Annotated in this window: 10 protein-coding genes; 7 read left to right on the top strand and 3 right to left on the bottom strand. The window is 50.4% G+C overall.

What is annotated here, in order from left to right:
• Positions 1-209: 209 nt before the first annotated feature.
• The 3 genes from H8K29_RS03265 to H8K29_RS03255 all read left to right on the top strand — a co-directional run bounded on the left by H8K29_RS03265 (position 210) and on the right by H8K29_RS03255 (position 5,872).
• Positions 210-1,460 carry an exonuclease SbcCD subunit D C-terminal domain-containing protein gene (locus H8K29_RS03265; RefSeq protein ID WP_186896361.1) on the top strand — a complete coding sequence of 417 codons (1,251 nt, stop codon included), beginning with the start codon at positions 210-212 and terminating at the stop codon, positions 1,458-1,460.
• Entirely contained in the window at positions 1,457-5,404 is a 3,948-nt protein-coding gene (locus H8K29_RS03260; protein WP_186896360.1) for an AAA family ATPase, read from the top strand. Before H8K29_RS03265 ends, H8K29_RS03260 begins: the two co-directional genes overlap by 4 nt.
• A 138-nt stretch (positions 5,405-5,542) precedes the next feature.
• Positions 5,543-5,872: a DUF2322 family protein gene (locus H8K29_RS03255; RefSeq protein ID WP_186896597.1), complete on the top strand. Its 330-nt coding sequence runs from the start codon at positions 5,543-5,545 to the stop codon at positions 5,870-5,872.
• Between the two features lie 183 nt (positions 5,873-6,055).
• Here the strand turns inward: H8K29_RS03255 and H8K29_RS03250 are convergent, their stop codons facing one another.
• Together H8K29_RS03250 and H8K29_RS03245 are read right to left on the bottom strand one after the other, a co-directional pair.
• Complete coding sequence (locus H8K29_RS03250) at positions 6,056-6,382, bottom strand: phage tail protein (RefSeq protein ID WP_255423232.1); 327 nt, start codon at positions 6,380-6,382, stop codon at positions 6,056-6,058.
• Between the two features lie 103 nt (positions 6,383-6,485).
• Positions 6,486-7,727, bottom strand: coding sequence for a hypothetical protein (locus H8K29_RS03245; protein ID WP_186896359.1), 1,242 nt, complete (start codon positions 7,725-7,727; stop codon positions 6,486-6,488).
• Positions 7,728-8,063: 336 nt separating this feature from the next.
• Here H8K29_RS03245 and H8K29_RS03240 point away from each other — a divergent pair, with 336 nt between their 5' ends.
• The 3 genes from H8K29_RS03240 to H8K29_RS03230 all read left to right on the top strand — a co-directional run bounded on the left by H8K29_RS03240 (position 8,064) and on the right by H8K29_RS03230 (position 11,243).
• Positions 8,064-8,375, top strand: a complete 312-nt coding sequence (locus tag H8K29_RS03240; protein ID WP_186896358.1) for a single-stranded DNA-binding protein — start codon at positions 8,064-8,066, stop codon at positions 8,373-8,375.
• A 429-nt stretch (positions 8,376-8,804) separates the two neighbouring features.
• Positions 8,805-10,265: a hypothetical protein gene (locus H8K29_RS03235; RefSeq protein ID WP_186896357.1), complete on the top strand. Its 1,461-nt coding sequence runs from the start codon at positions 8,805-8,807 to the stop codon at positions 10,263-10,265.
• A 273-nt stretch (positions 10,266-10,538) separates the two neighbouring features.
• Complete coding sequence (locus H8K29_RS03230) at positions 10,539-11,243, top strand: ABC transporter substrate-binding protein (protein WP_186896356.1); 705 nt, start codon at positions 10,539-10,541, stop codon at positions 11,241-11,243.
• A 56-nt stretch (positions 11,244-11,299) separates the two neighbouring features.
• Here H8K29_RS03230 and H8K29_RS03225 read toward each other — a convergent pair whose 3' ends face one another.
• On the bottom strand, positions 11,300-11,440 hold the full coding sequence (locus H8K29_RS03225; RefSeq protein ID WP_186884739.1) for a DUF3149 domain-containing protein: 141 nt from the start codon (positions 11,438-11,440) through the stop codon (positions 11,300-11,302).
• Positions 11,441-11,738: 298 nt separating this feature from the next.
• On the opposite strand from H8K29_RS03225, the gene H8K29_RS03220 reads away from it, so the two are divergent.
• Positions 11,739-12,914: a GNAT family N-acetyltransferase gene (locus H8K29_RS03220; protein ID WP_186896355.1), complete on the top strand. Its 1,176-nt coding sequence runs from the start codon at positions 11,739-11,741 to the stop codon at positions 12,912-12,914.
• Positions 12,915-13,033: the final 119 nt, after the last annotated feature.

Here is a 13,033-nt window from a genome sequence, read left to right as displayed (position 1 = left end):
AGCCATTTTTGGTCTGTGAAGCGCATAAAATATAGGGCATTTATCGTCAGGTTTTCTGCCATCTCATCCGCCACTTTACAAGCAGCTCTGGTAAAGTCATCGCTATACATTTAAACGCACAGCGATGTCCGCCGCGCCTCGGAAAGCCGCCGCAACATGGCAATCCGGGCAGACTGGCATCGCACCGCTACCGCATTCAAAGGCTTCCCTTGCGCATCATTCATACTTCCGACTGGCATCTCGGCCAGACTCTGCATCAATTTGACCGCAGTGTTGAACATCAGGCTTTTCTCGACTGGCTGAGCGACACGCTGGTCAGCGAGCAAGCCGATGCCTTGCTGATTTGCGGCGATATTTTCGATACTGCGAATCCGTCCGCCGCCGCCCAGAAACAGTTTTACCGTTTTCTGCAGCAAAGCAAAACCCTCCTGCCGCAATTACAGATCGTCATCATTGCGGGCAACCATGATTCGCCGGGGCGTCTTGAAGCACCTGCTCCTTTACTCGATAGTCTCGGTGTGACTGTGATCGGTTTCGTGCCGCATCTAGCCGATGGCAGCATCGACATCGCATCGTTGCTGCTGCCGCTGAAAAATGCGCACGGTGATATTGCCGCATGGTGTATGGCCATTCCCTTTCTGCGTCCGGGTGATGTGCCGCGCATAGAAAATGCGAATGATCCGTATATGGAAGGTATCGCGCTTTTGTATCGTCAGGTCTTGCAACATGCCATCGACATACGCGAACCTCAGCAAGCCATCATCGCGCTGGGTCATTGCCATATGGTGGGCGGTGAAATTTCTGAAGAATCTGAACGCCGCATTGTCATCGGTGGCACCGAAGCTTTATCGGCGACTATTTTTGACAGCAACGTCGCTTACGCAGCGCTGGGACATTTGCATCTGGCACAAAAAATCGGTAAGCAGGAACACTTGCGTTATTGCGGCAGCCCGCTGCCCTTGTCGTTCGCTGAAGTGGATTATCGCCATCAGGTATTACGCGTCGATCTGCAGGAAAATCAGGTCAGCGCGATCACGCCGCTGTATGTGCCGCGTGCAGTCGCCTTATTGCGCGTACCGGAAAAACCGGCACCGCTGGCGCAAGTGCTGGTGGCACTGACCGCGCTGGATATCCCGCACGATACACCCGCCGAACGTATGCCGTTTCTGGAAGTGCGCGTGCGGCTGAACGCACCGGAACCCGGTTTGCGCGCAGCGATAGAACAGGCTATCGAAGGCAAACCTGTGCGTCTCTCTAAAATCGAAACCAGCTTTGCGCAAAGAGACGTCAGTGCGACATCCGATGTTGCGCTAGCAGAGCTGGAACGCCTGCATCCGGATCAAATTTTTGATCGTCTGTATCAAAGCAAATTCGATGATGAAAATAAGAGCGGAACACCGCCGGAAATCAGCGCTGCCTTTGCTGAATTATTGCTGGCAACGCCGGAGGTGCAGGCATGAAAATTCTGGCACTCCGGGGTAAAAATCTGGCCTCACTGGCGGGTGAATTTGTCGTCGATTTTGAACAGGAACCCTTGCGCTCCGCGGGCTTATTCGCCATCAGCGGCGCCACTGGCGCAGGTAAGAGCACGCTGCTCGATGCGCTCTGCATGGCCTTGTATGAGAACACGCCGCGTCTGGTGAAAGCCGGTGGCAATAAAACCTTGCCGGATGGTAAAGAACTGATCTCGCAACAAGACACCGGCAACCTGCTGCGCCGTGGCACGGGTGAAGGCTATGCCGAAGTGGATTTCACCGGCAATGATGGCATCAATTATCGTGCGCGCTGGAGCGTGCGCCGCTCGCGTAACAAGGCGAATGGCAGCTTGCAACCGACCACGATGACGCTGCATCAATTGCCGGAAATGCTGGCCATCGGCGGCAAGAAAACTGAAGTCAAAGACGAAATTGTCAAACGCATAGGACTCAAATTTGAACAATTCACGCGCGCTGTTCTGCTCGCACAAAATGAATTTTCCAGCTTCCTGAAAGCCGACGATAACGAGCGCGGTGAATTACTCGAAACACTCACCGGCAGCGACATTTATTCTGTACTGTCGAAGCGCGCGTTTCAGCGCGCCAAAGACGAACGCGAAGCACTGGAACGTTTTCACAGCCGCCTGGCCGACAATCAGCCATTGAGCGATGAAGAACGCGCGTCGCTGGAACAGCAGTTCGCCGCCGCGCAGGCAACAATGGAAAAACTGGATGCCCACAGCGCCGCGATTGAACTGCATCTGCGCTGGCATCAGGATGCTGAAAAATTCGCGCAAAGCGAGCAAGCCGCGCTATCTGATTTGCAGGAACGTGAGCAGGAGTATGCAGCCAGCATCCCGCGCCAGCGCTTGCTGGAACAGCTTGATCAGGTGCAAAGCGCCCGCCCTTTGTTCGCTGACATCACCCGCCTGCAACGTGAGATTGTGCAAGATCAGGCGACGATAGAAGCTGCGCAGCATCAGCTGCTGCAAGCACAACAGGCGCAACAACAAGCACAGGCGGCGTTCCTTCTCGCGCAAAACGAATTGCAAAACAGAGAACAGGAACAAGCTGCCGCGGCCGTCTTGCTCGATCAGGCAAAAGCCTTGGATGCCAGCATAGAAATTATGCTGCCTGCGCATCAGGCTTTACAGCAAAGTAAAGAGCAAGCCGATTTCGCATGCGGTGACGCCAACACGGCATTTCTCAGCAAGCAAAACGAACTCGGCCAGTTGCAAAAGCGCCTGACAAACTCGGCGCAATGGTTGCAACAACACGCCGCGCTGCGTGTGCTCGCTGAACATTGGGATAAATGGGATACCTTGTTATCCCAAGCCGCCGTTGCCCGCGCCGACCACGAACGCTATCAGGCCAATATCCTCGCACTGGATGCAAAACAAGTAACGCAGCAAGCGCAAGTGGCACAGCACGCAACCAGCCTGCACACTGCAGAAGAAGCACTGGTTGCCGCCGATCAGCAACGCCAGCAAACCGCGCAGGCATTCGCGTTGATCGATATCGACGCACTCCGTCGCAACAAACAAAACGCGGAAGAAAAGCGCGAACAACTCAGCAGCGGCATGCAATTATTGGAACAGTTGCAGGAACGCCATGCGCGTCTGCAAAACTTGCAGACACAAGCAGATCAGGCGCAACTGGCGGTCACTGCCGCACAAGCCGCCAGCGTGCAAGCGAGCACGACCTTGCCGGCATTAAGCGCAGCTTTGCTGCAAGCAGAACGCGCACTCAGAAGCGCGGAAGCAGCCTGCGCCGACAATGTAGAAAATCTGCGTGCGCAATTACAGGACGAAGCGCCCTGCCCTGTGTGCGGCGCGACGGCGCATCCGTATGCACAGACCGACAGCAATCCACAATTGCATGCGTTGCTCACGCAACTGCAAGCGCAGGTGCAGGATTGCCGTCTACAAGAACAGCTCGCCCGCGAACAAGCCAGCCACCACCACACGCTAGCCACACAACACGGCCAGCAGCTTGCACAACTTCAGCAGGAACTCAGTACCCTGCACGAACAGATCGCACACCAGCAGGCGCAGTGGCAACAACACGCCATGTTTGCGTTCGCCGCATCTGAGGAATTACCTTATCTGCAAACATGGCAATCGCTGGAACAACAGCAGCAAGCGCTTCACCTCCATACAGCAGAAATACAAAAAAGCGAGACCGTTTATTATCAAGCCCTGCAGGCCAAAGATGCCGCACAAGCCGCATGGGATAAGGGACATCAGTTATATCTCGGTTTAAAAGAAGCACACAGCATTGCGTTGAACGCGCTGGAAAATAACGCAACTGAACGTGCAAATAACGCGGAACAGGCGATACACAGTCGCACCCGGCTTGACGACATATTGAATGAACTCGATACCGCTTTCGCCGTCACGGATGTCGTCAGCGATGACAGCAACGATGCACAAGTATCCTGGCGCGACCACTGGCAAGCGTCTGCCATCGCCTTCCAACAACAATGCAAACAAAATGCCCTAGCCTGGCAACAGCAGCAGCAAACACATCAGCAAGCTGAACTCGGTATTGCAACGCTGAATATCAGTCTGGAAAGCAGCCGCATTCAGCAGCAAAAGGCGAACGACGATCAGCAAGGTATTGCGCTGGCACTCAGCAACAGCGAGCGCGCGCTCAACGATAAACAACAGCAACGCCGCGCGCTGTTTCAGGGTGAAGCCGTGGCTGTCATCAGCGCGCGTTTTGCCAACGCTATACAAGTGGCGAAAGACCAGTTGGCGCAACATACGATCGCCACCAGCGCCAGCCAGCAACAGCTAAGCCGCAGCACCGAAGCACTCGCCCAGGCACAAGCACGGTGCAGTCAGCATCAACAGGAAGCCATCAACGCACAAATGCAACTGACTGCATGGCTGTCGCACTACAATGCAAAGGCTGCCAACGCCAAGCACAGCGAGGCTGAAAGTGATCATAGGGATGACGATGCCAATAGCGGCAGCATCCTCACCGAAGCGCAGTTGCACACGCTGCTTGAACATGACAATGCATGGATCAGCGCCGAACGCAGCGCACTGCAAGCGATTGCCAATGCGCGTCAGCAAGCGGCCACGGTATTGCAGGAACGCCGCCAGCAAAGCAGTGCCCATCAATTACAGCGACCGCCAACATTGCCACCGCCAGATGTTGCTGACACCGAAGATAGCGACAACACCACAGCGACCAGCAACAACGATGACGACAGAGCTGTGCTGGCAGAACAAGCGTCAGAAGAACACAGCAACAATGCGGCACACATCGCCCATTTGCAACAATGCCTGCAGACCTTGCATAGCGAACGTCAGCAAGCGCAACAGCATCTGGGTCAACATCAGCTTGCCAAAGCACAGGACGATGCACGTCGCCAGCAGTCCGCCGATCTGCTGCAGGAAATGCAGCAGCAACAACACCGCCAGCGCATCTGGGCGCAGCTCAACGACCTGATCGGTTCGCAGGACGGCAAGAAATTCCGCAATTATGCGCAGCAATACACACTCGATGTGTTACTCGCTTATGCCAATCAACATCTGCATCAGCTGGCGCGGCGTTACCGTCTGCAACGCATACGCGACAGCTTGGGTCTGATGGTGATTGATCAGGATATGGGCGACGAAAACCGCTCTGTGCATTCGCTGTCCGGCGGCGAATCTTTCCTCGTTTCACTCGCCCTCGCACTCGGCCTAGCCTCACTTTCCAGCAATCGCGTGAAAGTCGAATCGCTGTTCATCGACGAAGGCTTCGGCAGCCTCGACGCCGATACTCTCAGAGTCGCCATGGATGCCTTAGACAGCCTGCAAGCCCAAGGCCGCAAAGTCGGCGTCATCTCACATGTACAGGAAATGACCGAACGCATCGCAACGAAAATCATGGTGCAAAGAACAGCGGGAGGACGGAGTTTGGTGGGAGTTTTATAGCGATCAGATTTTTTATTCGAAATCAGATGAAATTGGAAATGCACCCGGGATGACTTTAGAATGCTGTCATTTGCTCATCCGCCGACATCGGCAACCACGATTCTTCTGGTCACCATTTTATTTATTGAAAGAAGCCTCATGCAATTCAGTGAAGTCTTAGCCACCCTACCCAGCATTGACCATATCGCCGCGCTGGAATTATCTGATGGTGATGTACTCATCGCCAGACTGGAAAACAAGCCTGGCACGGCAGGCAGTGTGCGTGTCTATCATGCGCTGGCGCAGGAGTTTGGCGAGATCAATGCCGCAGCAGCAGAAAAAGGGCTGCGTTTGTATGCAGAGCACACCACCGATGCCAAAGCGTTTCCGGGTAAGCATCCGAATATCGACCGCTTGCTGACATTGATCAGCAACGCTGCCGACCGTGCTGGTGCTCAGTCTCTCACCGTCAAACTGATTACACAATAAGGCCAGAGCATGGCGATGCGCGGTACTGATGTGCCGCAGGCTATACCCTAATAAAAATGCGCCTCGCCAGCCATTAATGACTTGCGAGGCGCATTTTCATTAGGGGTTTTATTTTACTTTCGATTTTCGTGATAGGACAAAATCCCGTGAGTAAAACGCAGTGAGTATTAATTTCAGCGAATGTCAGGCAAATCTGATCAACTGAGAAATCGTGACATTCGCGGGTCTGGTCTCAGCCGTGTCTCCCACCGCAGAAATATTGGCAACATCTGCCTGAGGAATATGAAATTGTCCGTCACTGCCACCAAATCGATAACCGATCACGGCAAATAAAACGGGATACTGCGCAACGTTCAGCGTTCTACCATCGCATACCATCCAGCCTGATGGCTCGATGATGTTCTGTGTCACATCTCCGGCAAATGCCACGATACTGCCGACAGGTGGTTCAGTACGGATAAATCCTGGAATTCCGGACGTATTGGATGTCATAGTGCCTGGTGTTTTCATGGTGACCTCTTTCAAATATTACTGACAGTTCAGGAAGAAATTGGGAGATCGTGCTCTGAGCCAGAAGCATTTCACCCTATTAAAACAGAGCACGGGGGCTCGCTTAAGCTAACAAAGAATCCGTCATCATCGACGCGCTTTTCGGGTGACGCAACAGATCGGTTAACATCTGCCAGCGCAAATCTTGATTATCGGTTCCGGCGCGCTTTTCTATGTAGGCCTGCACGACATCCTGACCAAGATTGTAGTTGATGACATACGAACGCAGATGTTCGATAAAACGCAGCCGCTGCGCTGAGCGGTCTGCATCTGAGAGGCTGTATTTCATCAACATTGCCAGCGCGGTGTCTTTATCTATCATGCCATCCAGATACTGTTGCGCCACCATATTGCCGGCATACGACAGCTTTTGCAGCACGGCTTGTATCTGGTAATAGCGTTCGGCTTTGGCGGGATCAATACCGGCCAATGGGAACAAAACTTCCTGTTCAAACTGCATGCGTTCTGCATGTGGAAAGGCGACCTCGATACCGTAATTCGCACTTCCTTCAGCCAGAAACGACATCGGTGAATACAGTGGATATATCGAGTATTCGATCCAGCCTTTTTCTTTCACTAATTCATTTTCGATCAGCACATTAAAGACGTGGTGACCGGGATAGGCTTCGTGGCTGGCGAGATCAATTGCGCGGCTGATGAACATAGGAAAATCGGTGTTGACTTCGATCAGGCTGTGACTGTTTCCCTTGTACCAGTTATACGCACTCCAGACTTTATCCGTCACATAAGCAACCTGAAAACTTTCATGCTCAGGTAATGCGATATAGCGTCTGGTGCGGGCGCGCGCTTCATTAATCGCGGCAGTGAAAACGGCATCGAGTTTATCGCGCGGAATTTCAAATGCTTTGTTATAAGCAGACAATCTCGCATTCAGATCACTACCCTTAATTTCCTCTGGCAAAAGTGCCGCCAGTTCTGCCAGCGTGATATCGAGGTCCGCTGTGGTCAACGCCGGGGATACCGCATCGTATAAGGCTTTCGATTCCGCATCGAATGGCAATTTGCTGCCATTCAGTTGCGCGATAAAAGCTTTTACTGCATGTAACTGCAGACGTAAAAATTCCTGACGTTCAAGCTGATCTTGTTGCGGCGCCGGCAAAGCATCTGCCTGCTGCAATAAAGCATCAGCTTGCGCCAATAATTCTGATAATGGAGTCGTCGGTAATTGTTGTGCTTCGTTTTGCCAGGATGGCGGGCCGATATAGGCATCAACATAACCGGCGTCATGCTGACCTACAGCAAGGACGAGTTTGACGTAGTGTTCCGCAATCTGATTCAGAGTCATAGCGTTTAAGAAAAAAGTAAGTGTGGAAGGCAGAGCTGAGACGATATCACGCCAGCGTCGTTGCGCAGGCTTGAAGTATAAGCATTTTACTTTTGATGTTCACACATCCACACCGACCGCGTATGAATGTGATGGATGAGTCGCTTATTTGCTTTATTCCCGCATCCGGCGTTTAATTCGTTTCGCACAGAAAAGAGACTGACAAAAAATTGACGAGACAAAATGTGGCGGCAAAGATAATGCAAATAGCCGCGATGCAATCCGAAAGATGGACAGCAGCTTCTCATAATGAATCCTCTGGTGTAACAGGCCAGACTGAATGAAAATAGAAAAACGATGATAGATGGATTAATCGCCGGGCGCATGTACGGCAACGCCGAAGAACGTAGCGGACAAGCTGGTTCAGCATATGTGACTTGTAAGGTGCGTGCTGCGACAGATGACGGTGACACAATCATGTGTAATGTGATCGCCTTTAATGACAAGGTACGGCAGGCCTTACTTGCGTTGAACGATGGCGACAGTGTCTCGTTGTCCGGCGCTTTAACACCAAAAGTCTGGGTTGATAAGCAAGGAAAACCCAGACCCGCCATTGATCTGATTGCGCATCAGATTCTGACGGCCTATCCATCAATGGCGTCTGCCTGAGTAAGCAGATGCGCCATCCTTCGCGGTGTGATTGATCTGCTGAAAGGCAGATCAGCTATCCCAACAACCGCGCGTCGCGCTGGTCTTGCCCCGCATCCGCGCAGCGATAAGTAACTCCGCATATTCAAAACCTGCGTGCTTCTGACCGGCACCAGGAATGCCAACCTCCCACGATATTAGAGATATACGTCCTTCAGTTTGATTTCAGAAAAACATCTGCTGCTCGTCCGGATACCCGATGGGGAAACGATCAATCTATTTAACTTGCTATTCCATCAATTCCGGCTACACTGAAAATCTTACATAAAAAGTAAGATAAAAAAGCAACATCCCCGCTGGCACTATTATTCAACGTTCCACGCTATCGGGTTCCGTTTCAAGCCTCAGATCAACCTTACGTCGTTCGCAGTAACATCACAGGGAGAAGGTATGAAAACGCATCTGAAATTCGATCATTCCAATAAGACCAAGCTTCGGCAGATACGCATTTTCTGCTCAGCAACGATGGTCGCTGGCTTGTTGAGCAGTCAAACGCTACAGGCACAAACGATGCCTGCGGATAGCGGCAAATCTAATGTCATTGTCAGCTCTTTTAAGCCAGTTCCACTACCAGATCCTAAAATCCCCGGTTATACCTACCCGGTCGCGGCAGACACGATTACTGCCTGGACAAAATCTCCGAAAGGACAAATTGAAATACAAAAACATGCATGGGGTATCTGGACGGCGCTGACACTCAATTCAGGCGAGACCTATCAGGGGCAGCCTTTGCGGGTCTTTGAAACCTGGGAAACGCCAGACGATATTATGACCGCCAGTTCGCAAGCATTAATGAATAAGCCACGTGTTCCCAACATACTCACACCATTTCATCAATTGAACCACGCCGGCTTATTGAAGACGACGCAGGGAAAAGAAACGGTGCTCGGCTTTGTCAAATATGATCCGATTGCCGCAGCGCATATCCGCGCGAATAATCTGTTTTCCATCGCTGCATTAAACAAAATGCTGGCAGCGAATGAGACCAGCATTCCGGCTTTTCCTGCGCCATCCCTCTCTCTGAAACCAGTATTTCAGACTTTAAAAAGTAAGAATCTGGTTCAGGCAAGATATTTTCAATTATCGGTCTGGCCCGGTCCGCCAAAAACTCCGGTTCCATTTCCGTCTTCCGACTGGAAAACATGTGTTTGGATAGATACTCAGGATACTGGCACAGAGAAATTATCCGGTGGTGTCGATAATAAATGTGCGGTCGATGGTTCGTCACGTACAGCGGCAAACACCTATGGTCTGAAAAATTTTATTCACTTTAAAGTGGATGCCGCCAATGCAGAATTGCTGAACAAATCGACTGAGAATTTCAAAGGTATCGCAGCCGGTGATTATTCAGTGCTCGTCGCTATGCATGTCGGTAGCCGTGAAATTACAGAATGGACCTGGCAAAGTTTCTGGTGGACGCCAGCCCCCGATTTACCGCCAGCACCTAGTTCAGCAGCGATAGCAAAACTGCGCCCTGCCGCACTGCAAGGTGCACCGCGCCATTACGCACATTGTGCGGCCTATCAAACCTTGTCTCCACCACAACCTGAAACTGGCGGCAAAAATGTCGGGGAATCCGTTTACTGCTACAACCCGTATCTGGAAGCAGGATTTGGCCCGAGTGATTTGCCCGACTCCATTCCGGGTAAATATAAAGGACAAACCGTTGCCAATAACGTTGGCGTACAAACTAACTGTATGAGCTGTCACGCAGCCGCAAATTTCAATCCTAAAAACCTTACGACTGCACCAAATTATTCCGGTGATCGTTACCTTGGTTTAAACGATCCGCGCTTTAAAGGAACTCTGCAAGTAGATTTCTTATGGTCGATTCCTGGTAACGCTAAATAAAGCAGCTTAAGCCCGTGCCAGCCTGTGTAGCGGTAGCGTCAGTTTTGATGCCGGAACGCAGGCTGGTGCTGGTGCAGACAGTATCTGAAGTTCTCTCTCGCCACAGTTTCGTGACAAACAACGTGGCATTCTCCCCACATTTTCTTTCCAGGTTGCATTACACATCAGAATCAGCCAACATTAAATCGTGAAGACGATGCCACTGGTGCGACATCGTTGACTTTATTTAGCACGGTGATAAGGGCTGACATGAGGTTTTTCCGGATATATGTATTGCTAAGTTGTCTGCTGACGAGCTGGGAAGCGCAAGCACTGGAACTCTTGTTTCATGTTTCAGCGTTACCACCGTATGTCAAAGACGATCCCCGTCGGGGTCTGGTGCCGGAAATTGTTACCCGCGCCTTTGCCACGCAAGGCATACAGTGCAGATTTATCCGATCGAATAACAAACGTATGGAAACTGAGGTGGAAGCGGGAACTGCAGATGCGGGGTTTGCCGGAATTCCGGTGAATAACGCGAAAATCTTTTTCTCTGACCCTGTCATCGAATTTGAGAATGTGGCTGTCACGCTGAGTGATAAACACTTACAGATCAATTCCTTATCTGATCTATCAGACAAAAAAATCGTGGCGTTCAGCAATGCGCAAAAAGTGCTTGGCTCAGAATTTACGATGGCAGTTAAAAACCATCGATCATATTCAGAAGTAGGCGATCAGGCTTCTCAGGTACCGATGCTGGATGCCGGCCGGGGGGATGTTATCTTGCTGGATTTACGGGCTTTCCTGTATTTCGCGCGGTTATTGCATGGCAAAACAGAGGCAGCGAACCGTTATACGGTACATCATTTATTTAAGCCGACTCCACGCTTGCTTGGTTTCCACAAAAGTGAACATCGCGATCACTTCAATAAAGGACTGAAAGCAATACGGCAAAGTGGCGAATATGCCGCAATTCTGAATAATTACCGTAACGACTAAAACAAAATCAAGGTGACCGAAAGCACAAGGTCACCAATTTCATAGGTATCCGCAGCTTATCGTTCTTGCTGCTCTTCTTCACGCATGTGCGATAAGAAATAGCGAATAAAAAATATCCCCATGCAAATCATAAAAATGATTCCGGCAATACTCATCAGGCCGTAGTCAGTAGAAAACAAGTCGATTAACAGTTTCATTTCCGTTCTCCTTTAAAGTTTTTACTGCAGGAAGTATGGAGTGCTTACTCCCGTCCGCTGTTGATTTGTATCAAGGGACGACCGTGACAGATTCAGAACACTTTATGTGTACGAAAAATAAGACAATATGGTGGCCAGAGAAATCTACGCCGCCAGTCCCAAATAAGCCTATTGATACTCGCCATTCTCCCTTGCAAAAAGATAACTTTTATGGGATAAGTTACTTGTTTCAGTTTGTAACGTACTCTATCAAACAGACAAACAGATAAAGTTAAATCAAAGCAATATTTTAGTTTCTGTGAGCTCGCCACATTTATCTTCGATGCACAACCTCAAACAAATCATCATCACCAAAGAAAAAGATTTCGACGCTCTTGCGACAGCATGGCGAGCTTTAGAGACGAAAGTAAACTATCTGCTCCCGTTCCAAACCTACGACTGGAATTGCGCGTGGTGGAAAGTTTTCTCTGGCAAATCCTTCTTTCATCAACATGAACTGGCTATTTGTGCCGTGTACGATAACGATCAGTTGGTTGCAGTGATGCCGCTGATGAACACGCATGTAGGATTGCATCGTTTTTTCCTGTATCGCTATGTACGACCTTTCGGCGGCGACCCCAATCTGACCGAACTACGTGTTCCCCTCACCTTGCCGGAATATGCTGAGAAAGTGCTGCAACTCTGGGAAAATTTAACTCGTTGCGAGACCTTCGGACTCACAGAGTTTCAGATCATCGGAGCAAAAGCGACCGCAGATCATTTCATCCAGAATAATAAGTCGCTCTTCCCTCTGACCGACCGCACTATTCCTAACTTCGTACTAACGCTGGGTGAAGACTGGGATAGCTTTAAATCCGGATTAAAGCGCAACATTAAAGAATCCCTGCGTCGCTGTTACAACTCGCCCAAACGAGACGGCCTGGACATGAGTTTCCGCGTTCTCCAAGGGCGTACCGCTATCGTTCAACAATTACCGATGTTTTATGCGCTGCATGGTGCACGTGCGTCAGCGAAAGAGACGATAGAACATCCTGATTATTTTTCTCATCCACAACACAAGGCACTGCTGGAAAATCTGCTTGATACGCCTTTTGCTGATCGCATGTGTTTGTTTTGTCTCGAGTTGAATGGCAAAGTCGTCGCGATGCGACTGGCATTCAATATGGGTGATGAACTCTATTTATATTATTCAGGCTACGATCTGGATTATGCGCAATACAGCGTCATGACGACCTTAGTAGCAGAAGCAATCCAATGGGCAATCGGACAAAAAATTCAACGCCTGAACCTGTCAATTGGCGAGGATGTATCCAAAACGCGCTGGGGCCCCGCTGTGATTAACTATGTTGAATATCAATGCGTCAAAAACAGTGCGTGGCGCAGGTTTGTCGGAAAGCAGATTTTCCGCTTGAGAAAAATCAGAAATAATCAGCGATCTCAACTCAGCTCTGCCAACGACGACAAGCCAGGCTGATGGCGGTAAAAAAGAATCATTGTGACGATGTGTTACATTCACAGTGATTACCTGAAATCCTCTGGCTCTGACTGTGTAAACGGTTTACATTGGCAATATGTGTACACATTTTGTTGTTC

This window comes from Undibacterium sp. CY21W (assembly GCF_014284265.1).
Lineage (GTDB): Bacteria > Pseudomonadota > Gammaproteobacteria > Burkholderiales > Burkholderiaceae_D > Undibacterium > Undibacterium aquatile.
Note: the sequence above shows the minus strand (reverse complement) of the source record. Positions and strands in the feature narration are given on the sequence as shown.

Coding starts and splice junctions, on each gene's coding strand:
- H8K29_RS03235 (WP_186896357.1), top strand. CDS start 8,805: ATGAAAACGCATCTGAAATTCGATCATTCCAATAAGACCAAGCTTCGG.
- H8K29_RS03240 (WP_186896358.1), top strand. CDS start 8,064: ATGATAGATGGATTAATCGCCGGGCGCATGTACGGCAACGCCGAAGAA.
- H8K29_RS03245 (WP_186896359.1), bottom strand. CDS start 7,727: ATGACTCTGAATCAGATTGCGGAACACTACGTCAAACTCGTCCTTGCT.
- H8K29_RS03225 (WP_186884739.1), bottom strand. CDS start 11,440: ATGAAACTGTTAATCGACTTGTTTTCTACTGACTACGGCCTGATGAGT.
- H8K29_RS03250 (WP_255423232.1), bottom strand. CDS start 6,382: ATGAAAACACCAGGCACTATGACATCCAATACGTCCGGAATTCCAGGA.
- H8K29_RS03260 (WP_186896360.1), top strand. CDS start 1,457: ATGAAAATTCTGGCACTCCGGGGTAAAAATCTGGCCTCACTGGCGGGT.
- H8K29_RS03255 (WP_186896597.1), top strand. CDS start 5,543: ATGCAATTCAGTGAAGTCTTAGCCACCCTACCCAGCATTGACCATATC.